The organism is Fusibacter ferrireducens (assembly GCF_015352425.1).
GTDB classification, from domain to species: domain Bacteria; phylum Bacillota; class Clostridia; order Peptostreptococcales; family Acidaminobacteraceae; genus Fusibacter_A; species Fusibacter_A ferrireducens.
This window is the reverse complement of sequence record NZ_JADKNH010000026.1, coordinates 1-22,780: the sequence shown is the minus strand read 5'-3', so window position 1 is coordinate 22,780 and position 22,780 is coordinate 1. Positions and strand designations below refer to the sequence as shown.

Below are 22,780 nucleotides of genomic sequence, written 5' to 3'. Positions count from 1 at the left end.
ATACGGGCTTAAACAAAATAAATAATCAAATTGATCTCACCACCGGAACCTCTGGTTCCATTTTCCGGATTGGGTGGTCAACACCCACCGGACCCGGTGGTCTATTTGAAAAGAATATTCAATATCATGTGTGGTCGCCAAGCATGCCTATTTTGATAAAAAATATATGATCCCATTTTTTGTATTATTAAAAATATTTTTCCTGTTTTTTCTTTTACAAATTTCAAAAAAATGATATCATGTTGATAATGAAAAAGTAATTCCTTAAATGGAAAAGTAAACTCACACTCTGATTAAAAAGAATTCAAACAGGTGCAGCTTGGGATGTTCAAGTAACGATTATTATAGGAAATGGAGGTTGGCAATAAGCTATTGTGTCGTAGAGATATGAGTCTCATATCTCTTAACAGCCATTGGAGGTATAGGTCATGACATTATTCTTTTCTCTACTGCTAATTATTCAAGTATGTTTACTTGGGTATACAAATTATTTGGGTATTGGTGAATATGAAACGTTTGAATATACATTACAAACATTACATGTCTTGCAGTATCTTTTAATAGGTGGCACATTTAGTTATCTGATCACTCAACACAATAAGATTAGTAAAAAAATAAATATAATTCTAGTAGTGCCTTTACTATTCTTCGCTATGTTTCCACAGATATACAAAAATTGGAATATTATGAGCAAATTGACACCTTTTATTTCTGCTAAGGTCATTCACCTCATTTCTGTATCAAAGGTTACTATGGTTTCATGGTTATTATTAGGTGGATTAGCTTATTTATCTCTTAGTACTTTAATTAAGAACCGTCTCAAAAAATAACTTATACAATGGGGGCTGTTGCAAATCTAAGAAATTAGATGAGCAACAGCCTTTTTTTAATTATAAAGGAACTACAATTGTTGGCTCAAAAGCTTCGGAACTATGGCTCAATCTAAAACGGAATGGTGGCTCATCGTTATCGGACATACGGCTCAGAAGACACCGGAATACTCATCTAGAAAAATGCCTTCTTGCCATAAGTTATCCCCCATGTAATGGCATTTGAAATATAATTTGGCCAAGTTTAATCCTCTAAAAGGAAATCAATAATATTTTTATGCTCAATACCATTTCTAGATTGATTGACTTGATCCATTGAAATTACTACCTTAAAGAAATTGTCTTTGTCCTAGTCAAGCAACTATAATATATCAAGTTCTTCAATAATTTTCCTAATCAACTAAAGACTCTAAATATCCAATCTTTTTATTATCTAATGTACCGATTAATAATCCGCGATCTAATAAGGAATTGAACTCCTCACAACTAGTTTCTGAAACTAAGGAGCAAGAATAACACGAAGCAAGGTTAAGTGAATCTCTTCCCTGCCCATTAGATTCAATGCATACAGGATCATTCGAACACCATGAGGCATTTAATAATGCCTTTAATATAATCTGAGGTAATCGGTCAGGATAACCTTGTCTAGTTAGTCCTCCTAATGTTCCTTCAGCATCTCCAGAAGCCGTATAAATTAAAATACCACACATTTTTATAGTATTCTCATCATTATTAAAATAAATACGTTCTCTTAAAGATGCCGAAGAGTAGCCACAATCAAAGCTTAATTGCTTAATTAATAAATGCGCAAAAGTGTGTAACGCAATAAACTCTGGAGATATATTCCTAGCTTTATCTCCTCTCAATTTAATTTGACTATCTTTCCTTGTGTGTAATATATTCGCTCTATTGATCACATCAGGATTTTTTGCCCATTTTGATAATTTATCAAAATCGAATTCAATAAAAAGTCCTTCGCCTCTAACTTCATAAGCTGGATACCAGTTTTTTTGCTTAGTGCTAACCAGTTTAGCCTCCTGTGAATCACCATTCTCATTAAAATGTTTACTATCCGGTGGTAATATTCTTGTAAACCCAACTAAGGCTCTAACCTCTCTAAGTTTTTCAACTAATACAACTTGAGCAAGGAAATCCAATCCATACATCTCTATATCTGTATTTTTAAGCTTAAAGTCAGATTCGAGCAAATTTTCAATTTCAATTTGCCCCGTCATTGCTTTATATTCTTCAGCTTTATATATTAATTCAATATAACAATTACTCTCATTTTTAATGAGTTTTCTATATATGATTTTAGTTACTTCATCTAAATCAAATCTTAGATCTTCTGCTATTCTCTTAATTCTCCTCTTTACATTTTTATCATTTAGAAAATCTTCACAAGTCTCATTTTCATCTAAATCTTCAATATCACGGACAATCTCTCTATAAGTTCTATTTTTCTCCACATCTTGAGATAACTTATTTGAATACGGTGGTATAACAATTGAGCTAATCACTTTTGAATAATGAATATTCGATGCGCCTCTTTGAACTACAACTAATTCTTCTTCTAATTCACATTTCTCTTTAGACAAACTCCATGGCATATTACCATCGCATTTAAAGTTATTTGCTAGATCTTCTTTCCCTAATTTATTTAGATTGCTTATAATTTCTTTAAAAACACCTTTTTTAAATGAGCCTTGCAATGAAGCTGAAGCCTTACAATGCTCACATTCAACTCTTATCCCCTCTAACCCTGTAGTAGATCCTAATGTACTAATTTTCAATTGAGGTTTATCCGTACAAATCTGTTTATCAGTTTTATTTGATTTATAATGAACCCATGCAACCCAAGGAAAATCAGTAATATGTCCTTCTTTACAAACACATACAATTCTAGCAGGTACTAAATCAACATTCTTACAAGTTACACACTTAGGTTCTAGCATCGCTTCTGCTTTTTTATTCTGTGGTTTTATAAGAAACTCCCGTTCCCATTCTGATATAGGCTTAAACTTTCTACAACTGGGGCAAAAATACCACTCTGGGAAATTAACAAAAGGAAAACCATAATATTCATCCACATCTAAATTCTCGGGTATATAAAAAGTGTCAACATTTAAGACTCTTTCAAGTCTCTCATCATGAATTTCCCTGCATTTATCAATATTCCAGAACTGAGTTGATGCAGCCATTAATGACTGTTTTTTAAAATCAACAACTGCACCTACACCAAAAGGTGAGATTGCTTGAGAACTTCTCAATTTATATCCTTTCTTTAAAACTAAACGCTTATCATTCATTTCTTTAATCTCCTTAAATGAACTCTTGTTTCTGTATCTACATTCCGCATTGCGCGCAAGGTTTCATAGGCATTCTCATTCTCATTCTTTCCATAATCTCTTAACAATCTGGAAAATTGGCCATTTTTCCCTGTAAATGTATATCTTAATTCTCGCCCTTCTTCTAAACCTTCAATTTTATTTTTCCAAAACTCAAAGAATGAATCAATTTTCTCTTTAACTATTTTAGAAGCATCAGGGTCAATAATACTCACACGTTCAATCAATATTTTTTTGATCTCTGTAATGTATTCTCCATCCTCAATAAATTTGCCAGCATCTTCTTCTGAATTAAATCCAAATGAATGTCTCATCAATGTAATAATTAATGCATGCAAAGCTCTATCTAAAGCTGCTTCAGAAAAAGGTGTTAAACTTGTAGGTTCTACATAGTAGTAAAAAGAGTCATGATAAGATTTGAAATTTTCATAATGCGATCTATCTCTAGTCTTTGCAGAATCATATAACGTAAATACTAAACCTGGATCTCTTCGCCCCACTCTACTCGAAGCTTGTATATACTCTGCAGTGAGTTTAGGTTGTCCCACTATTACCATTAAATTTAAACGACTTACATCAACTCCTACAGAAATCATGTTTGTAGCTAAAACTATATCTGATGCATATACTTTATGCTCTCTGTTATCACTTCTATAAATTAATTCTAGTTTATCTAACGTCTTCAATATATCATTTGAAGATACTCTACTTGTTAATTCGTCTGCTTGATATACATACCTTAATTCATCTCCAGAACGATTTGACAACCTTCGCATAAAATCCTTTATGTCATCGTTAACAAGTGTCGTACATTTACCTAGTTCTCTTATGCTATTAAAATATCCAACCAAAGTCCAATATGCATCTTTTAGATCATCATTACAGTCTATATTTTTAATTGATTGTAATAATTTCCCCATAAGTCGTATTTCCACTGTAGTTTGAGTTTTTCCGGATGCCATAATACCTAAATATTTTCTACCAAATTTTTCGTTTAGTGAGTTAGATTTAATAAAATATGAGTCATCAATATCAATCATAGGAGGAGGAAACTGAGATACATCCCTATTATAAAGATTTCTTACTTGCTCCCTAGCATTACGTATTGTTGCTGTAGAGGCAATTATTTTAGGTTTTCTCCCCTTCTGTGAACAAAGATGATCTATTACCGTTTCATATAATCCTACTATTGTTCCTAAAGGACCTGAAATTAAATGCAGTTCATCTTGAATAATCAATTCTGGAGTAGCAGTGATATCATCTCCACTTGCAAAGATCTCAGATACTTCACCTTTCCAAGGTAAAGTCGCAAACTTATCAACCGTTGCAAATAGTAACGTTGGTGGTCTCTCATAGATATAATCATCTACTACAGCCACTGGTAATTTCCTGTGAAAATCACAATTTTTATTGGTACATTTGTGAATCACTTTTTTCTTGTCTGTTCCTAAACCATATTTTCCCTCTAAATGTCCTCCTATCTGTTTCTTCACTAATTTAGTTCCACACCAAGGGCATTCTAATATTTGGAATTTGTAATATTTATCAATATCATACTGATTTTTACTTGCCACCACCTTTTCATAATTTACTCTTGCCTCTTGATCTGTATTTGGGGTAACATTACTACCAATCCATAAACCAACTGTTATCTCTTCATCACCATATACCCCTTTTTTCTCTCTTCTTATCAATTCACATGCACATATTACAGAGGTGGCCCTTAAAAATTGTTGTGCAGCAAGAAGTCTCAATGTATATCTCATGATAACCGCTGTACCACTAGATTCATTAATTCCTCTCAATCTACGGTAGAATATCGTGAATGCAGTTAAAGCCAAGTAGGCTTCTGTTTTTCCACCACCTGTGGGAACCCATATTAAATCAACCAAATCTCTATGTTCTGATTTTTCATTAACTAACGACTCAATAGACATCACGAAAAATGCAAGTTGAAATGCCCTCCATTTCGCCTTTTTTATGTCCGTATTCTTATATATTTTAGCAACCTCGACGCTATCATCTGGCATTATATTTTTTCTTCGCTTGCTACCTTGAACACGTTGCATAAGCATAGCGTAATTGGCATCTTTAAAAGCTATTAATGCACTTTTGTTCTCTCGTAATGTATTAATCCCTTTTTTCAATCTTTCCAATACTATGGTTGCATTTTTATGGTTTTTCATAGCAGCTTCAACGTAGTTAGAGTCTAATATGTTAATATCATTCATCTTCTGATTTACCCAGAGCGAATAGGACTTGACCATTTTCTCTAAATTATCTAATATTTCATCATTAGCTAAGTCGGATACTGATGATAATTTTTCCATACTCAATACTTCTTCAGGTATATCTGCAATTTCAAAATTCATACTTACAACTTCATGTTCAGGTATGAATGTCGTTTCAATACACCAATGGTCCAAAGTCTTTTTATATTCAACACTTACACCATGACCAATCCCAAATTTCTGTTTATATCTAAATAATAACTCTAAATTTCTTTCTTCTTCTGTCATTCTATTTTCTAACATTGGTAAAGAGGAATACGATACTAGATTCCATTCATTATCTAGCGATGTAATCTTCAATTCAGGTTGAAAAATAATATTGCTTTCTCCATCCACTATGGATCCATTAATCATTACTACTGTGAAACTTGTTTTATTAATATTTTCATAATATTTACGCTTAACAAATATTTTAATATGATCATCATTGAAGTCTCTATAATTTTCATCATTATCAAAATAAAATTTCACCTTACTCGCCTTAACTGGAATCCGTTTATATGCATATTGATGATCAATCAACTTATTTAGTAGTTTTTTTAACTTCAAATTTTCTATATTTTTAACTTCTTCACGTAACTTTTTAGATTCATCTTTTGTTAGTTCTGTGATAAGCTCAATATTTCCATCTTTTATTTGAAAACTCTTACTTGACATTTTACTTCTAATCTCAGTAATCTCTAATTCCGTAAGTTTCTTTCTAATTTCAATTCTCTTGGCTTTTCTGTACATCCCATACTGATAAATTACAGATAAAGTCTTCACGTTCCCTTGAGCAAAAAAAGTCATTCCCATTGATGACGGTTTAAGTTGATTTGTTAGTGCTATTGTTTCATCAATATTATTATCAAAAACCGATTCTTCTCCCAAGGTATTATCAATTGTGATTACATCAATTTCTTTTTCTAATTCTTCATTTTCATTATTCGTGCTTTTTATGTCTTCCTGCTCACTATTAGTTACTCCTCTAGGGTATAAAATACCTGTAGAATATCTCTTTGAAGGCTTTTCCCAAATTAATTCTTCACTCTCATTCTCTGAAAAATCTTCAGATCCAGGACCAAGCAATTCTTTTTTTATCAGCTCTATCATTTTTTCTCTAACGTCAACTTTATCCATCCTAGGCCTCTTTCCTCTTAACAGCATTAACCATGTAATTTGCAACTCTAAACTCACCTTTATCAATTTTAGCAACTTCACAAATTGTAACTTTGCTCATAAAATCAATATCTAAATAACTCAAATTCTTAGAAATAACCTTATCATTAAAATAAGACTCAACAATCATCTTGCCAATGTCATGGCGAAGTTTTATATGTAAACTCCTCACCATATTACATGCATCAAATACAGTTTTCCAACTTGAGTATAACTCCGGATTTAATGAAAAAATTAGCTTATAATCACTTTCTTGATCTGGCCCAACTATATAATCATTAAAAATCCAATTTCTAAATGTTGTATACGTTTTTTTTAATCCTTTTGCTTTCAAAAGTTGATATAGTTGAGATGGTCTCAAATTATGATTCTCTAAATAATCACTTAATATTTTTTTCCACATTTTTGATAGCTTGATCTTTTTACTATATTTATTCTGGAAATCAAAATCTTGGAGTAGTGCTTCAATTATTTCTTCTAAAAATGATCCTGATTTAAATTTCTCATTCAATATTAATATCTCATCACCAATTGATAAAGTTGATACCTTTGCATCTTCTAAATTCTGTTCTTCCAAATTAACACGATAAACTTTATAATCTTTTTTAAATACTCCAATATATTCGTTGAAATTTACCAAATAATCACACTTCGAGCTATCTTCATCTTCGTTATTTCCAAAATAAATTCTGAAAGCATCTTTGTAATTATATCCATTTACTACTTGTGTTAATTCGGATATAAGATTATAATCAGCTTTTTTTTGCTCACTATCAGTTAATAATTCCTCATACATGATTTCAGATATTAATTCTTCCTCAAGCAAATTCAAAACATTATTCTTATATAAAAATTTTATATAATTCAAGTATGATTCATAATACACAAATACCATTCTCTTTGAACTCATTAAAGAGAACAATGTTGAACTTAATTTTGGATTCGGTACAACTCCTAAGATATACGTAATATCATAAAAAACATCCCTTTGTACTTTAGAAATTGTTTTGCAATGAACAATTTTATCTCTGAATCGCTCTTTGACATAACTGTCAAAGATTGATTTTACACGATTATTCTGAACGATAAATAATATTCTTTTACTTGTGCTGTATTTTAAAATTTCTTTAGCTTTGCTTGCCATTTTGTTCTCAGAAAAGACAATTTTTAGCAAATCCTTCTGCATTTCAAGAATCAATTGAAGCTTTTCAGCACTATAAAAACTATCATTCTGAAGTATTTCTAAAATATCCGTCTCGATATCTTTCAATTGTTTTTTTACATAAATAGAATTCTCATTACTATTTGGTGTATCAAAGGCCATATATGATTTAAGAGATGAAAGAAGCCCAAACGATTTACTAATTAAATCTCTTATTTTTTCATCAACACTAGGACCGGAAAGCAAAAAATTCAACTCCTTGTAGACTTTCAAAAAACAAATTTTTTCATTCTCTTTTATATCATCAAACTGGATATTTCGATCCACATAATTATTAAAAATAATTTGTTGATTGACTTGGATTGATTCTTTCGGAGAATTCTTCAAATATCTTGCTGCTTTTGATTTAGTAACTACGATTTGATCAAATTTACTTTTCTCAAAATACTCGGTAAAATCTTTGTATTTCTTAAATGGTAACAGTATAATCAATCCAATTTTCTCAGTAAGATCTACTATTTGTTCTAACAGATTAAAATCTATCCCTCTTAAATCAGCTAAGTCAACTATAACTAAATTAATCTCATTTTTATTATATAGAAGATTAATTGCATTTTCTAAGTTAGAAGTAATATTTACAACTGGAGTTAATCCTTGCCTATTTCCAGAATAATTTATTTTTTTACCATTATTAGTCCAATAAGCTAAAGGAGCAACGTTTGAAAGCTTTTCTTTTTTTATCGGCCCAAAATTTGTAGTCGTACTATTTACAATATTATCCGCTTCAATTTTATTTTTTATATAAAGTACAGTACTATTAATTAGTGTTGACACAGCGGTCGTTGATAGACCGAATTGCTCTATTAACACAGTATTTTTTTTATCATTATTACATTTTTCAATATTATTTAATCGTGTTGCACCCCCTTTGTATCTTGTGATTTTATAGAAATCTTTCTCTGTAATATATCCCGTATCTCCATGCGCAAATTCAATTTTTATTGCCTGACTATTTCTTAAATCCTCAGGTAAAGAATCAGCACACGCCCCCCATTCTTTATATATTTTTTTACCTTTAAATTTACCTAGACGGCTATCATAATAGATAAATTCATCAATTTCTAATGCCTTAGCTAGATCAGTGATATCACCAAAAAAATTTTTATATCGACTATAAAGCGCAATGTATGGAAGCAACATTGTATTTAGTTCATTTCCATCTGGATAAACTATTATAGTCGGAACATTAGCAGACTTTATTTCTAATAGGGTCTGTTCTACATAGGATGTCAAAGGGAACTCAATATCATTCATATTCACGGCAAAGTTGTTGTTAAATATTGGAACAAACTCTTTAAACATATCCATCCCCCCATTGTTAAACTAATTGTATCTTACATTCTGAATCACATAAAAATTATATCACAAAAATATGTAAAGACTTGGGAAATTAAATAATTATTTTGATCCTACATGATTTCCCATATTGATTTTGATTTTCTTGCATGCAAGGGTGAAGCCTGGTATGATATAGTGGGATGGTGAGGACTATGAATTTTATCGACTTATTTGCAGGTGCAGGTGGTTTATCAGAAGGCTTTATTAAAGCTGGATATACACCAATTGCACATATTGAAATGAATAAGCACGCGGTTATGACACTCGAAACTCGAGCAATATACCATTACTTGAGAAAATCTAATAAATTGGAGTATTACTATGAATATCAGAAAACCTATAATTTAACAGATAAAGAACGTGAAGTAGCAAGAAAGAAGTTGTTAGATTATGTCCCCAAGGAAAAATTAGAATTGATTATCAACAATGAAATATCAGAGAAAACAATTCATAATATGTTTAAACAAATTGATAAGGAAATGAACCTTAAGGATCATAATACAGTGGATGTTATTGTTGGAGGACCACCATGCCAAGCATATTCTTTGCTCGGAAGGGCTAGAGATAAAAATTCAATGAAAAATGATGACCGGAATTATCTCTATAAACTATATGTAAGATTTTTAAAGCATTATCAACCAAAAGCTTTCGTTTTTGAAAATGTCCAAGGAATACTTACTGCTCAAAATGGTACTATCTACAAAAACCTAAATAGATATCTAAAAAGAGTGGGCTACAGTTTACAATCTTTCACCCTAAATGCTAAAGACTTTGGTGTACCTCAAAACAGAAAAAGAGTTATTTTGATTGGATTTAGAAAAGATATAATCACCCCAGAATCTTTTTTTTATCACTCAGAGTATAATTTTTCTATTGATGAGCTATTTAAGGATCTACCTAATATACAAGCTGGAGAAAAGTATAAAAAATATAATTATGCATGCAAACCTACTAAAGCACAAACTTCAATAGATGTACGTAATAATAGCGATATTCTTACACATCATCATGCAAGAACACAGAATGCGAGAGATTTAAAAATATATGAAAAAGCAATAAAGAAATGGAATGAAGAAAGTTTGAGACTAAAGTATACTGATTTGGAAGAAGAACTTATGACTCACAATAATAGAAAGTCTTTTCTCGATAGATTTAAAGTTGTTGCAGGTAATCTAAATCACTCTCATACAGTTGTTGCACATTTGTCAAAAGACGGGCACCATTTTATACATCCAGATATAATTCAAACCAGATCTATTACAGTTCGAGAAGCTGCTAGATTACAAACATTCCCCGATAACTATTATTTTGAAGGTCCTCGTACTGCCAACTTTGTACAAATTGGAAATGCTGTACCTCCTTTAATGGCAAAAAAAATTGCATTTTCACTTTTAAATAATTTGTAGATTTTTACAATAATATATTAGAAAAATAAACCCACCCTATCAACAATTCGTGGAGTGGGTCTTTTTTTAACTTGATACAGACCCTCTCATCCAATTCTCTAATCCAACACCGACAGTCCACCCCCTTCCAACTCAACAACCAAGTCCGACACAAATTTCATAAGCGGCCCATAATTCATTGTTATATGTGCTAAATCAAGCACATCATAATAATCAACACGCTGATCAAGTCTAATGATGATCAAGTCCATAATGGTTGAGCGGCAAATGTCTTGCTCCAAGAATCAGAACTTTTTCTTTTCCATACTTTCCAGCATTTCCATTGTCAATGCGCTTTAGAATCAACACGTGAATATTCTTAATATTCCATTCAGTTAACTGCTCTTGATTTGAACCTATTGCTTCTAGAAATAAAGTCGCTCCCCGATGATTAATCGCTTCAAACTGTTCAATATGCGCTTTCCACCAATGGTTATCCCTTCTAAAACAACTTTAGTTGCCGACATGGTCAGAGTATTATCTTCAACAGCATTACGGTTATAAGTCCAAACCTATTCCTAAATATTTATTAGATTTTGATAAGTTCATTTATCCTTTCAGCGGTCTGCTCAATACTTAATGCAGAAGAATCGACTTTAATCGTATCCATATGCCAGTATGCTTCTAGTCTTTTTATACTCTCTTCAATTTTTTCTTTTGGTCGACCATCTTTCATCATACGCTGGCTCAACACTTCTTCAGAACTGATCAGCGAAATCTTTATAATTTTAACCCCTTCAACAGGTAATTTGCCTATAATTGAATTCATCAAGTCATCATGCGGGATTACCCAGTTGAAAATAATGGTTTCAATCGACCTATTGCCTAAGAAATTTTTTAGCAAATGGGTAATATTATCTTCAACCATGATCTTGTTCTCTTCTGTGACTTGAAAAGGGTTGATCATCCAGCACCAATCCCCATCTAACCAGACAGAGTTTTTAATTTTTTGATTCAATGCTTTGCAAACTGTGGTTTTTCCAACACCAGGTGCCCCGTTAATTATAACCAATTTTTTCATAGAACCATTCACTCCTAAACACAGTTTTTGCCAACAACAACTTAGTTTTTACAGATGTCTTCCAAACTCACGTACTTCTTCAAGTTGATTCGAATGCCTCATACTGCCTTTCTCAGTCATATTAGGCACTTTAATAATCCCTTTTAAATCCCATTTCAAGTATGAACAAATCGCCTTGATTTGTGCTTCAGCAGCATCAAACACATGATCTGCACCTGCGTTGAGTAGCATTGCAACTGAATTAATCCTGAAGCCTTTTTTAGCAAGGGCGTACATGCGATCTATGAAGCATTTTGTCTGTGCTGAAACATCAAACCAATAAATAGGTGATGCAATGACCAGTAGGTCCGTTTGCTCAACATCTTTCAAAATATCATTCATATCGTCTTTTTGTACGCAAACACCCTCATGTGAAAAGCAGTACTTACAATCTATACAAGGATTCACTTTGAGGCCACTCAAATGTCTCACCACCACATGGTGTCCTGCTGATCTTGCCGACTCTGTAAATGCATTTGCCATAATTTCGGTATTGCCGTCTTTTCTTGGACTACCTGTTACCACTAAAATATTCATAATATCAATGCCTTTCTGCTTTTTATATGTGACACTCTCAGAAACCTCTATTTAGGTTCAAATATTATACTTAAACGCATCGAGTTCTGGAAGCAGTTCTAAAAATCGCTTAACCACCTTGGCATTTGCCCTAGACTTGTTAATGGCAATATAACTGGAGAGCTTAAGCGGTTTAACGCCTTCGATTTCGATTTGCTTCATGCGTCCTGCTTCAATATCTTCCTTGACCAAAAAATCTTGTAAAAACGCACAGCCGTAGCCGCGCTTAATGTATTCACGCAGTTGTATACTGCTGTTAATATGTAGCCTTGGTCTATAATTGCCGGGCATAATTTCTTCAAACCACTCCATGATTAGTGCATCGTTACTGATCAATGCAAGATCAATATGCGCTAATGCTTCACGCGTGATAGTGCTTTCAATCTCATAATCAATTGGCGCCACCAAGATCATTTCATAATCTATATAGGACCGCACTTCAATTTTTCGCGAACTGGGTTTTCGGTTTAGAAAGCCTATGTCGATCTCACTTTCAAGCAACATATCCACCTGTATCTCTGAAATTTTAAACTCTATATCGATTTCATACATGGGGTATTTTCTATAGAATTCATTGATAATCCCAGCAAGTTTGCCTCTATAAATGCTGCCAATATTACAAATTTTAAGTTTGTCTTCGTAGAGGCTCATCGTTTTAAGCTTCTCTATGCCCACGTGTTCACTTTTGAGTATTTTCTCTGCATAAGGCAAAAAAACACGACCAGCATGTGTCAGTTCCACCGAGCGCTTGCTTCTATTGAACAATGTTTGATCCAAATATTTTTCGAGTTCTACAATTCGCGATGAAACCGTAGACTGTACCACATTGAGCTGTTCTGCCGATTTAGAAAAACTAAGCGTTTTTGCAAGTGTCACAAATGTTTGATAAGCTTCCGTATTCATGCCAATCTCCTTTATCGAAAAAATCGATTATTTATATCATATTTATTTGTTATACAATACAATAAAACTCTGCTAAAATCAAGTTCATAAAGGATCTCAATATTCGACACTTTTAATCCTATTCTAAAGATCCATTGCGGAGGTTGCATCATGTTTCAATTCATCAACGAGTACAAAGGACTTCCTAAAGAAATGTACGTCCTATTTACCGCCAATGTTATTAATCGCTTTGGTGACTTTGTCAGTCCACTTTTAGCCTTATACTTAACTCAAAAACTCGGCATGTCTGTCGCTTCATCTAGTGTGGTGGTCACGCTTGCACTGGTGAGCAGGATGCCCGGATCATTCTTGGGCGGTAAACTTGCAGATCACTTTGGCAGGCGAAAAATTTACCTCATCACACAGACCATTGCAGCACTTTCACTTTTACCCTGCGCTTTTATTAAAGCGCCACATGTGATCATTGTATTATTAATAGCCTCCACCTTTTTTAATGGTGCCGTTCGTCCGGCCTTGGATGCTCTGGCAATTGATCTCATGCCCATTGAAAAGCGAAAACTCGGGATCTCGCTTATGTACCTTGGTATCAACATCGGTGTGGCTGTTGGGCCAGCTTTGGCAGGTCTTTTATTCAAAATAAATTTGCCACTCTTTTTCTTGATCGATGTGTTTACTTCTCTCACTGCAGTGGCGCTCGTCCTTACGTTAATTGGTGAAAATTATGTAAATGCTATGGCAACTCATCATGCTCAAACAGAAACCATTAAACCCAAGCTCAATGCCACAACTGCAGATATTTTGAAATCCAACAAGAGATTAGCTGCTTTTTTATTGATCACATCTGGTTTCTCGCTGATCTACGTGCAATCCAAATTTGCGCTGCCTCTATTGTTAGCCCACGTTTTTGGCGATAACAGTTCTGCATTACTTGGAACTTTGTTCAGTATTAATGCCATTACAGTCATTTTAAGTACATCTTTTATAACCCTTAAAACGCAACACAATGCTACTTTTTTAAATGTTATTCTAGGAGGCGCATTTTATGCCATTGGATTTGGTTTATATGCCATTGTCTCTGGTTATTTGCTATACGTCATTGCCACCATCATATGGACCTTTGGTGAAATCCTCATGGCGACGAATATAAAAGCTTACATTGCAGACCACACCCCAGTTGATTTTAGAGGCAGAATCAACGCACTCTACCTTGTGCTAAAAGCTGGCATGGATGGGCTAGGTGTCTTACTCAGTGGATGGCTTATTCCAATCGTCGGGCCTATTCAAATATGGGGGTACATCTTTGCCAAATCACTGTTCTTAAGCCTTCTGATCTTTTTAGACAACAAAAAGGAACACGCCTAATCAGATCCTAAGATCCCTTAAGCGCTTTAAGAACTTCATATATGAGAAACTTGGATAGTGACATTTAGTTTGGGCCTAAAACGCTTAGATAATGCTCACTTAGATATATTGCCCGATCTCTATGTCACTAGCTAAAATTTCCAATCTCTTCTCATCTACTCTATAACCTTTTTTCTGTTTTACAATCAATCCTTCTTCTTGAAAAATCTTAAACGTATACAATAAATGCCGATAACTTACCCCTAAGAATTCGGCTGTTTCAGTATGCTTTTCTTGATAAATGCCCTTGTTAGCAGACATTAATAGATGTGCCGCAAGGCGATTTTTTAATTCATAATTTTGATTTTTTGTGTAATACCATGTGCGTTTCAAAAGTTTTTCACCTATATAACGACTTAAAGTCAATAAAAACTTGTCATCTTTCAGCAAAATTGCTTTTGCATCCGCAAAGGCAATGGAAATGCAAATACACTCGGAAATAGCAACCACATCTTTGGGTTGCTTTTCCACATCAATTAAGCTTAGCTCTCCTATAAATTCATCTGGCTCCACAAATTGAATAATCGAACGCCGCCCATTTTCATGTACAAGTGAAGTTTTCGCCTTGCCTCTAATGAGATAATGAAGATGATTAATTTCCCGATTGAAATACACGATATTTTCACGTGCTTCAAATATATCCACATGAATAAAGGCATATACAGATTCAAATATGTTTCTACATTGTTCAACTTTACTTTTTAAATGATCGTCCAACATTTCAATTGTACATCTTTTCATGAGCACTCCTTTGCCAGCATTTTTTTATCTATTTTGAATTGCTTCTCTCGCTTTAAAAGCTTGGTAAATCCCACCTACAAATAATCCAACAGATAGTCCTGAGAACAGTGCATATAAAATATTGAAATTTAATGCTTGATGTAACTCCGTATGGATCGCTAAAATAACATTCAAAGTATACTTGACACAAAAGTTTATCAATATAATCGTAAGTGGCATATAGCTTCCCGATCTATAGATCACCTCATCACGTTTAAAAACTCGGCGATTGCGTTGATATAAATTATAACCAATCATACTCCCTATGACTGCTGCAATTATATAAAAGGCTAAACTTGCACCCAAATAAGAGAAATCATTGAACAGTTTTTCAAGCCCCCATACTATAAACAGTGTTGGTACAATCATCATTTTGCGAATGTTTAATTCTGCTTCATTTCTTAATTTGAGACCTCGAACCACAAGTACTGCCAATAAAAACCACACATATGTTGGCGTGCCAACAATTATCGCTTTAATCATAATATCATCCTTTCAGTTGTGTTTGTTTTGTTTTTCTTGTACACAGCTTACACGAGATGATTCAGCGCATCAATACCACTTGTAGTAAGCGGTAAATTTCGACACCTAAGCGGTAGAGCATCAAATGCACACCTCTTGAACGTGTTTATAGTTATTGAGCGCATTTATGGATCGCTCTGCTCTTTTTTGTTTCTATGCTTATTGTTTATATGCTTATTGTTTATATGCTTCTTTTTTTATGCTTCTTTTTTTCGACGCTTCTTTTTAAGATAGTCGTTCATTTGATCCACCTCTATTTTATCTTGCCTATAATTTATAACTCTAATGATGCCATAAATGAAGAAAACCAGTAATAAATTCATCGCGGCATCTCCCAGCGTCATATGCCACTTGAAAAACATGCCAAAGATCAAAAGGCTCAACCATATCAAAAAAAGATATCCCAATTGATATGCCCAGTGGTAATTAAAGAGCGTCTCTTTAAACATAACGACTTTCATTAGTGATGCAATTAGAGCTACGAACAGCAATTGCCATAGCATTTGATTACTCACTTCTAATCCTGATAACATTCGGATCACAATTAAAATTGTAAAAATAAGTGTAGCCACTTGAGTTAATTTTTTTATCAAATGCATCATAGCCCCTCCTTCATCCCAAGTTGTTTCTTAACGCCAGAAACGTAACGCCTTGAGATACTTACTTTCTCATTGTTGCTAAGTTGTGCTTCTAGATTGCCACTTAATTTGGGAGCAAAAGAATCAATCTGATCCAAATTCAAAATCATAGATTTTGAAACACGTACAAGACTCGATCCAGAAAATTGCGCTTCCAAAGCATATAATTTTTCATCCGTCTCTAAAATCTGTGTATCTGTATATATGAACTGTTTTCGATCTACGGATTCAATATAGTAGACTTCATCTAATTTCAGCTTAAAATATTGATCGTTAGATTTTCCAAAGATAAAGGATTGCTTGGGTGTAGAATTAACGAGTGATTCAATTGATTTTATAGTCCCCTCATCCAATTTGTCATGCAATCTTATGAGCACTTCTTCTTCCTGATCTTCAGAAATTACAAAGACACTGACCTTAACCATTTAATAACTCCTTCTTTAACTCAAGTATGCTCTCATCATTACTTTCATTACCTGATAGCGGCATATTCAACGCTACTTTTATTGCCTACAAGTTTAATTTCTATGCAGTTACTTATCCTAAATTATACCCGATTCCTATGCACATTCATATGTAAATTGCGTTTTTCACTTCTTGGATAACCCAAATTGGTTTGACAACCTCGCTATTATGCATTACAATATAGCTTAGTATTATGTATTACATAGTAGCACTTAAAGGAGTGGCAAACTTGATCCCATCACAAATGTTAAAAGGCACTTTAGAAGGCTGTATTTTAAAGGTCATCAGCCATAAAGAGACCTACGGTTATGAAATTTCACAAGCGCTTCAGACCTACGGCTTTTCTAATATTTCCGAAGGCACCATCTATCCTATACTTTTAAGACTTGAAAAGAGTGGACTGATCATCGCACAACATAGAACCTCTCCACTGGGGCCCAAAAGAAAATACTTCTCTATTTCTCAAACAGGTCAATTAGAGCTTGAAACTTTTTTATCCAACTGGCAAGAACTCAAAACGGCTGTTGACACACTATTTTTAGACAGAGGTGATCCAAATGAATAAAAGAACGAAAAAACTCAATCAAATCAATAACGCACTTGATAAAAAGCTCAATAAATCAAATGACATTGTTTTGACAGATATCATGTGCTACCTGCGCGTTGCAAATATTTCTGAATACCATCAAGAAGTTGTACGTCATGATCTCCTGGAAATGGTTCTTTCTGCTCAAGAGAGGAATGAAGATATTCAAACTGTCATTGGTGAAGACTATAAAATCTTTTGTGACGATGTCATCACAAGTTTGCCTTCAAAAACACTTCAAGAAAACATTTTCGAGCTTTTCGATATATTTTTTCATTCAACTTCAATTTTAGGGGCAATCACACTTGCCATGGCAAGCGAAACTTATGCTCTCATTAAAAACACAATAACGAACAGTCCAAAAAATTTTCAGCTTTCAATATCGATATTTCAAGTAGGTGCCTATTTTGCCACTATCATAGGCGCATATATACTGGTACAAGTCGTTTTTGGAAATGCGCTTGAACACAAAGCTGAGGCTAAACATACTACCTTGAAAACTTTTGTTAAAGGCGCTTCATTCATGGCACTACTACTCTTTTTGGCTTGGATCGGTAAAAAAACACTCTTCACAATAAATATTGTCGTATTGTTACTTATCGTTATCTCTTCTTATCTGATTCACAAGTTGCTTTCTAATGCCTACTGAAATTTTAAAAGTGACTTTAAACGCTTGACGTGTATTTAAAATTCATATAATATAATCTCTGTAACAACGCAATTTTTTATTAACACTATAAAAGACATGTGCGGTGCCAAATATTTTTGGAGAATAGGGAATTAGGTGAAAGTCCTAAGCGAACCCATCACTGTAAAGCGGAGCGGCTTACACATGCCACTGAGTTTACTCGGGAAGGCGTAAGATTCGTGATGATGCTAAGCCAGGAGACCTGCCGACAAGCCAAACAATGAATGAAGGCAAAGTTCATTACTCTAGGAGTAATGGGCTTTTTTTGCTCTTACGCCATGTCATTGAAGGAGGATATTCATGTTAAATGAAGTATTAGCGAGTATCACCGAGATCGATCACAATATGATGACAACCGTCAGAAATCGGGTCGAAAATCTCAACAAGCCACAGGGTTCTCTGGGGAAATTAGAAGATCTTGTGATTCAAGTCGCTGGCATCACAGGGAAAGCCTACCCCATGACGGATAAAAAAGCACTTATTGTCATGTGTGCAGATAATGGGGTCTGTGATGAAGATGTCGCATCGGCGATCCAAGAAGTTACCTATATACAGACACTCAATATCCCAAGGGGGATAACGGGTGCTGGTGCCATCGCCAAGCAGATGAATGCCAAGATATATGCTGTTGACATCGGCGTTATGACAGATATTGATGACGCATATGTCATTAATAAAAAAGTGATGTACGGCACTCATAATATGACTAAAGGACCGGCAATGTCACGCAATGAAGCGATTAAAGCTTTAGAAGTTGGCATAGAAATAGCGATACAAGCAGTGGATGAAGGTGCCAAGATTCTGGCAACTGGTGAAATGGGCATTGGCAATACATCCACAACAACAGCCATTCTCTCCGTAATCACAGGGATTGATCCCAGTGAAATTACAGGCATTGGCGCCAATTTTCCACTGGAAAAATTAGCACATAAAGCGGATGTGATTAAACGCTCTATAGCAATCAACAAACCTGACGTCGACGATCCACTGGATATTCTGTCAAAAGTAGGTGGTCTTGATATCGCCGGCATGGCTGGTACGATGATTGGTGCAGCTTATAAAAAAGTACCTGTTGTGATTGACGGTTTCATCTCCACCGTTTCAGCGATTATCGCTTGCAAACTCAATCCATTGGTGAGAGATTACTTAATCCCTTCGCATTATTCACTTGAAAAGGGTGCAAAAATTGCAACAAATTATCTTAAACTCAATCCTTTTTTAGATATGAATATGCGTCTTGGTGAAGGCAGTGGTGCACTCCTTGCCTTTAACATCGTCGAAGCTGCCTGTTATATGAATCGCGAAATGATCACTTTTGAAGAAGCTCATTTTGATGCCTTATAAGATTGTAAAATATAGGTTAAATATACGATTTCTTTATTTTAAATAGAGGATTTATAACCAACCATATAGAATAAAAACAGTGAGTCGTTGGCTCACTGTTTTTATTATTTTATTCACTATTTTTATTCACTATTTTTTTAATGACACAATTTGATCCAAAAGATTTTCTCCGATGCATCAGTCGGGAAAAACATCAGTGAAAATCGGTTTGAGGCATCAGTCGGGAAAGTCGCCATGGGTTGGTTTGATCAAAAAAAACGATTTAGATTAAGGGAGAGAGGTTTTATCATGAATACAAAAGTATTAGCTCATCGAGGTTTCAAAAGTTTATACCCTGAAAACACACTGCTTGCATTTCGAAAAGCACTTGAAATAGGTGCCCATGGACTTGAACTCGATATCCACTTTTCAAAAGATGGCGAACTTATGGTATTTCATGACTTTGAACTTGAGCGCATGACAGGCACAAAAGGTTATCTCTATGATTTTACATGTAAAGAACTCAAGAAAATGCCTATCCATCAAGATGGACATGAAGAAAAAATACCTCTTTTGGAAGAAGTTTTAATATTGTTTTCAGAGTTCGAGAAAGAGAAACCACTTTCTGAACCACGTATTCTCAATGTCGAATTTAAAGCTGGGAGTCTATTCTATCCTGATATTGAAGAAAAAGCGCTCCATCTTTGTTTAAAATATCTCAATAAAAACCAATTGATTTTTTCTTCGTTTGACCACCAAGCACTCGTCAAAATAAAAGAACTCAATTCTGAGGTTCTAACCGGTGCATTAACGGCATCTGCACTTGTTGACCCTTGGCTCTATTTGAATCGTATTCAAGCTGATTTTTATCATCCTCACTACTTTACACTGGGTGGTGAGCACTTAAAACATATGCTAAAGCATCACCTCAAAATCAATACCTATACACTTAACGACCCTCAAGTTGCCAGACAACTCATTCAGCATCAAATCCATGCCATCATAACAGATTGCCCAGATAAAATATTAGAAATTTTGCATGAGGAGGTCCTATGAAACTCAATATCAAACAGACCTTTATATTGGGACTTGGCTTTTTTGCAGTCAGTCTCGTTTGGCCGCTCTATAATATCTATGTCCCTATTTTTTTAAGAGATTTTATCGATAGTCAATTCCAAATTAACGCCATCATGACACTTGATAATATTTTGGCTGTAAGCTTGATTCCATTTATCGCCTCATTAAGTGATCGCACTCATACGCGATTTGGAAGACGAATGCCTTACTTGATGATCGGTATCCCCATCTCTGCAATTGCATTTATTTTACTGCCACACTACTTCAATTTTCTATCCTTTATGATTATTATTACAATACTCAATTTTGCCATGGCTATTTACAGAGCGCCCACTGTGGCCCTTATGCCCGATATCACCCCTGCGCCACTCAGAAGTAAGGCCAATGGCATTATCAATTTCATGGGAGGACTCGCTTCAGTCTTTGTTCTAGTGGGAGGTTCTTTTTTGTATCGCGCCAATCCCAATTTGCCCTTCTTATTGACAGCGGTTCTTATGGTATTAGCACTTTTTATGCTTTTAAAATTTATTAAGGAACCCAACATCGGCGTTCCTTCTGAAGAAGAAACCCCAAGTCTTAGGCATTCAATTTCTGAAATCTATCACGATCCCAATCATGCCACAGCTTGGATTTTGGTCGCCATTTTCTTTTGGTTTGTGGGATATCAAGGTGTGGAGGCCACTTTCAGCAATTATTGTGTTCAATTCTTAGGACTTGATGTTGCAGATGCTTCATTGATTTTGGGCTTTTTCGCACTTTCATTCTTAGCTTTTGCCATTCCTGCGGGTTTTATCGGCAGCAAACTTGGCAAACGCAACACCATTTTAATCGGCCTCCTTGGAGATACTGTGGTTTTTATCCTCCTTGCAACCATCGGAACCATCGTGCCTTATTCCATGTTGATCATGATGATCTTAATGTTTATAGGCGGCTTCTTTTGGGCACTCATTAACATCAACTCCTATCCTCTCGTCGTAGAACAAACCAGTGAGGATAAAATAGGCACTTATACAGGTCTTTATTACTTTGCTTCATCACTGGCCGCCATTACAGGACCACTCCTTTTAGGCGCAGTGGTGGATCTTATCAGCTTTAAAGTGATGTTTGTCTTTACGGCACTTTCATATGCACTTGCTTTCTATTGTATTTCAAGAATACGCAGACAACTTTGACAACATTTGATCGTCCTCACAATGATTCAAATCGATTTTCGAGAACGATTTTCTCGATTGGTACCTTTGAAAAAATTTTTTAGCTCAATTCTTATTATTTTAAAAAAATAGCCGCTGAAATCTGTTAAAAAGATTTCAGCGATCTTTTTTATTGTCCCCTCTCAGAAATATTCCCCCTAACTGGCTCAATGTACAAAAGGTCATAGATATTGCCTGTGATGTCGATGTCATCTATCTCCATTTGGATTAACCCCTCTGTGGTGTAATCCCCATGCCAGTCCACACCTTTGGGAATCACATATAGTGTCGCTTTATAACTTGGCTTTAACCTTTGATTCTCATAGCTCTGTGTGGAATCTGCATAAGGCAAGGCATATTCAGACTGCCAGAGCACACCTTCTGCGGTTTGCTTTACACGTTTTAGATGTATGGGAAAGTAAACTCTCTTATGAAAATCGTCTTCATATCGATATACGTTGTTGTATTTATCCCAGTAGGTCATGGCTTCCAGTTCAGGGCTAAGTCTTAATAATGCCCCTTCGATCTCCCCTTGAATCACTGCTTCAAAGATCACGCATTCATGTGATAAAAAGCGATGCGGTTCTACAGTGGTGACTTCTCCCTTAAGTGTGGTCTGTCCTCTCCAATGATTCCAGTAACCTCTAGCTTCAAAGGTTTTAACCACTACGGGTTGGTATTCAAACGGCACACTGGCTACAGCCCGCTTACCTGACGCTGTCTGGGTTTCAAATCTCGCTAGGTATGTGCCTGAAGGTGCTGATGTACCCGTTCCTGAGACCACATCCGTTGCAGTTACCTGAACATCTCTGAGCCAGGTGGCTTCATCTAGCAAGTGGTTTGATTGGTGTGTTGTCGAGGTCTTGGGTAAACTGAAGGTCTTCTCATAGCTTGTGCCTGAAAAGAGTTTCACTGTGGTCTCTTTAGAATATCTGCCTG

At 34.7% G+C, this 22,780-nt stretch carries 20 protein-coding genes and 1 riboswitch; of the genes, 8 read left to right on the top strand and 12 right to left on the bottom strand.

The genetic code is table 11. The features are described from left to right. Positions 1–428 precede the first annotated feature (428 nt). Entirely contained in the window at positions 429–830 is a 402-nt protein-coding gene (locus tag ISU02_RS23105; protein WP_194704229.1) for a hypothetical protein, read from the top strand. A 392-nt stretch (positions 831–1,222) separates the two neighbouring features. Here ISU02_RS23105 and drmB read toward each other — a convergent pair whose 3' ends face one another. Genes drmB through ISU02_RS23090 form a run of 3 tightly spaced genes read right to left on the bottom strand, consistent with a single transcriptional unit; the run spans position 1,223 to position 9,151 of the window. Next, the gene (drmB, locus tag ISU02_RS23100; RefSeq protein ID WP_194704228.1) at positions 1,223–3,139 is read right to left on the bottom strand and encodes a DUF1998 domain-containing protein; all 1,917 of its coding nucleotides are present in this window, start codon (positions 3,137–3,139) and stop codon (positions 1,223–1,225) included. After that, positions 3,136–6,588 carry a helicase-related protein gene (locus ISU02_RS23095; RefSeq protein ID WP_194704227.1) on the bottom strand — a complete coding sequence of 1,151 codons (3,453 nt, stop codon included), beginning with the start codon at positions 6,586–6,588 and terminating at the stop codon, positions 3,136–3,138. The genes drmB and ISU02_RS23095 overlap by 4 nt, the downstream gene beginning before the upstream one ends. A gap of 1 nt (position 6,589) precedes the next feature. Beyond that, positions 6,590–9,151, bottom strand: a complete 2,562-nt coding sequence (locus ISU02_RS23090; RefSeq protein WP_194704226.1) for a DrmE family protein — start codon at positions 9,149–9,151, stop codon at positions 6,590–6,592. 188 nt (positions 9,152–9,339) lie between these two features. Here ISU02_RS23090 and ISU02_RS23085 point away from each other — a divergent pair, with 188 nt between their 5' ends. Beyond that, on the top strand, positions 9,340–10,593 hold the full coding sequence (locus ISU02_RS23085; protein WP_194704225.1) for a DNA cytosine methyltransferase: 1,254 nt from the start codon (positions 9,340–9,342) through the stop codon (positions 10,591–10,593). A 98-nt stretch (positions 10,594–10,691) separates the two neighbouring features. Here the strand turns inward: ISU02_RS23085 and ISU02_RS23080 are convergent, their stop codons facing one another. The 4 genes from ISU02_RS23080 to ISU02_RS23065 form a co-directional block, all read right to left on the bottom strand. Next, positions 10,692–10,874 carry a hypothetical protein gene (locus tag ISU02_RS23080; RefSeq protein ID WP_207736518.1) on the bottom strand — a complete coding sequence of 61 codons (183 nt, stop codon included), beginning with the start codon at positions 10,872–10,874 and terminating at the stop codon, positions 10,692–10,694. A 287-nt stretch (positions 10,875–11,161) separates the two neighbouring features. Continuing rightward, a complete protein-coding gene (locus tag ISU02_RS23075; RefSeq protein ID WP_194704223.1) occupies positions 11,162–11,653 on the bottom strand; it encodes an AAA family ATPase in 492 nt (163 codons plus the stop codon). A gap of 48 nt (positions 11,654–11,701) precedes the next feature. Continuing rightward, complete coding sequence (locus ISU02_RS23070) at positions 11,702–12,229, bottom strand: flavodoxin family protein (RefSeq protein WP_194704222.1); 528 nt, start codon at positions 12,227–12,229, stop codon at positions 11,702–11,704. A gap of 57 nt (positions 12,230–12,286) precedes the next feature. Next, positions 12,287–13,171: a LysR family transcriptional regulator gene (locus ISU02_RS23065; RefSeq protein WP_194704221.1), complete on the bottom strand. Its 885-nt coding sequence runs from the start codon at positions 13,169–13,171 to the stop codon at positions 12,287–12,289. Positions 13,172–13,321: 150 nt separating this feature from the next. Between ISU02_RS23065 and ISU02_RS23060 the strand changes: the two genes are divergently transcribed. Continuing rightward, the gene (locus ISU02_RS23060; RefSeq protein ID WP_194704220.1) at positions 13,322–14,533 is read left to right on the top strand and encodes an MFS transporter; all 1,212 of its coding nucleotides are present in this window, start codon (positions 13,322–13,324) and stop codon (positions 14,531–14,533) included. A gap of 99 nt (positions 14,534–14,632) precedes the next feature. Here ISU02_RS23060 and yeiL read toward each other — a convergent pair whose 3' ends face one another. The 4 genes from yeiL to ISU02_RS23040 form a co-directional block, all read right to left on the bottom strand. Then, positions 14,633–15,313, bottom strand: coding sequence for a transcriptional regulator YeiL (yeiL, locus tag ISU02_RS23055; RefSeq protein ID WP_194704219.1), 681 nt, complete (start codon positions 15,311–15,313; stop codon positions 14,633–14,635). A gap of 24 nt (positions 15,314–15,337) precedes the next feature. Then, positions 15,338–15,835: a DUF6622 family protein gene (locus ISU02_RS23050; protein ID WP_194704218.1), complete on the bottom strand. Its 498-nt coding sequence runs from the start codon at positions 15,833–15,835 to the stop codon at positions 15,338–15,340. A 236-nt stretch (positions 15,836–16,071) separates the two neighbouring features. Further along, entirely contained in the window at positions 16,072–16,476 is a 405-nt protein-coding gene (locus tag ISU02_RS23045) for a DUF3021 family protein (RefSeq protein WP_194704217.1), read from the bottom strand. Further along, positions 16,473–16,937 (bottom strand): LytTR family DNA-binding domain-containing protein, encoded by a 465-nt coding sequence (locus ISU02_RS23040; protein ID WP_194704216.1) that lies wholly within the window; start codon positions 16,935–16,937, stop codon positions 16,473–16,475. The genes ISU02_RS23045 and ISU02_RS23040 overlap by 4 nt, the downstream gene beginning before the upstream one ends. A gap of 284 nt (positions 16,938–17,221) precedes the next feature. On the opposite strand from ISU02_RS23040, the gene ISU02_RS23035 reads away from it, so the two are divergent. The 5 genes from ISU02_RS23035 to ISU02_RS23015 all read left to right on the top strand — a co-directional run bounded on the left by ISU02_RS23035 (position 17,222) and on the right by ISU02_RS23015 (position 21,823). Further along, positions 17,222–17,542: a PadR family transcriptional regulator gene (locus tag ISU02_RS23035; protein WP_194704231.1), complete on the top strand. Its 321-nt coding sequence runs from the start codon at positions 17,222–17,224 to the stop codon at positions 17,540–17,542. Continuing rightward, positions 17,535–18,212: a hypothetical protein gene (locus tag ISU02_RS23030; protein WP_194704215.1), complete on the top strand. Its 678-nt coding sequence runs from the start codon at positions 17,535–17,537 to the stop codon at positions 18,210–18,212. Before ISU02_RS23035 ends, ISU02_RS23030 begins: the two co-directional genes overlap by 8 nt. Positions 18,213–18,296: 84 nt before the next feature. Further along, a riboswitch (cobalamin riboswitch) is annotated at positions 18,297–18,474 on the top strand. Between the two features lie 77 nt (positions 18,475–18,551). Then, positions 18,552–19,595: a nicotinate-nucleotide--dimethylbenzimidazole phosphoribosyltransferase gene (cobT, locus tag ISU02_RS23025; RefSeq protein WP_194704214.1), complete on the top strand. Its 1,044-nt coding sequence runs from the start codon at positions 18,552–18,554 to the stop codon at positions 19,593–19,595. Between the two features lie 288 nt (positions 19,596–19,883). After that, positions 19,884–20,630: a glycerophosphodiester phosphodiesterase family protein gene (locus tag ISU02_RS23020; protein ID WP_194704213.1), complete on the top strand. Its 747-nt coding sequence runs from the start codon at positions 19,884–19,886 to the stop codon at positions 20,628–20,630. Next, positions 20,627–21,823 (top strand): MFS transporter, encoded by a 1,197-nt coding sequence (locus tag ISU02_RS23015; RefSeq protein WP_207736517.1) that lies wholly within the window; start codon positions 20,627–20,629, stop codon positions 21,821–21,823. The genes ISU02_RS23020 and ISU02_RS23015 overlap by 4 nt, the downstream gene beginning before the upstream one ends. A 148-nt stretch (positions 21,824–21,971) precedes the next feature. On the opposite strand, the gene ISU02_RS23010 is transcribed toward ISU02_RS23015, so the two are convergent. Continuing rightward, on the bottom strand, positions 21,972–22,780 hold an 809-nt coding region (locus ISU02_RS23010; protein ID WP_194704212.1), incomplete at its 5' end, for a hypothetical protein.

Coding starts and splice junctions, on each gene's coding strand:
- ISU02_RS23105 (WP_194704229.1), top strand. CDS start 429: ATGACATTATTCTTTTCTCTACTGCTAATTATTCAAGTATGTTTACTT.
- drmB (WP_194704228.1), bottom strand. CDS start 3,139: ATGAATGATAAGCGTTTAGTTTTAAAGAAAGGATATAAATTGAGAAGT.
- ISU02_RS23095 (WP_194704227.1), bottom strand. CDS start 6,588: ATGGATAAAGTTGACGTTAGAGAAAAAATGATAGAGCTGATAAAAAAA.
- ISU02_RS23090 (WP_194704226.1), bottom strand. CDS start 9,151: ATGTTTAAAGAGTTTGTTCCAATATTTAACAACAACTTTGCCGTGAAT.
- ISU02_RS23085 (WP_194704225.1), top strand. CDS start 9,340: ATGAATTTTATCGACTTATTTGCAGGTGCAGGTGGTTTATCAGAAGGC.
- ISU02_RS23075 (WP_194704223.1), bottom strand. CDS start 11,653: ATGAAAAAATTGGTTATAATTAACGGGGCACCTGGTGTTGGAAAAACC.
- ISU02_RS23070 (WP_194704222.1), bottom strand. CDS start 12,229: ATGAATATTTTAGTGGTAACAGGTAGTCCAAGAAAAGACGGCAATACC.
- ISU02_RS23065 (WP_194704221.1), bottom strand. CDS start 13,171: ATGAATACGGAAGCTTATCAAACATTTGTGACACTTGCAAAAACGCTT.
- ISU02_RS23060 (WP_194704220.1), top strand. CDS start 13,322: ATGTTTCAATTCATCAACGAGTACAAAGGACTTCCTAAAGAAATGTAC.
- yeiL (WP_194704219.1), bottom strand. CDS start 15,313: ATGAAAAGATGTACAATTGAAATGTTGGACGATCATTTAAAAAGTAAA.
- ISU02_RS23050 (WP_194704218.1), bottom strand. CDS start 15,835: ATGATTAAAGCGATAATTGTTGGCACGCCAACATATGTGTGGTTTTTA.
- ISU02_RS23045 (WP_194704217.1), bottom strand. CDS start 16,476: ATGATGCATTTGATAAAAAAATTAACTCAAGTGGCTACACTTATTTTT.
- ISU02_RS23040 (WP_194704216.1), bottom strand. CDS start 16,937: ATGGTTAAGGTCAGTGTCTTTGTAATTTCTGAAGATCAGGAAGAAGAA.
- ISU02_RS23035 (WP_194704231.1), top strand. CDS start 17,222: ATGTTAAAAGGCACTTTAGAAGGCTGTATTTTAAAGGTCATCAGCCAT.
- ISU02_RS23030 (WP_194704215.1), top strand. CDS start 17,535: ATGAATAAAAGAACGAAAAAACTCAATCAAATCAATAACGCACTTGAT.
- cobT (WP_194704214.1), top strand. CDS start 18,552: ATGTTAAATGAAGTATTAGCGAGTATCACCGAGATCGATCACAATATG.
- ISU02_RS23020 (WP_194704213.1), top strand. CDS start 19,884: ATGAATACAAAAGTATTAGCTCATCGAGGTTTCAAAAGTTTATACCCT.
- ISU02_RS23015 (WP_207736517.1), top strand. CDS start 20,627: ATGAAACTCAATATCAAACAGACCTTTATATTGGGACTTGGCTTTTTT.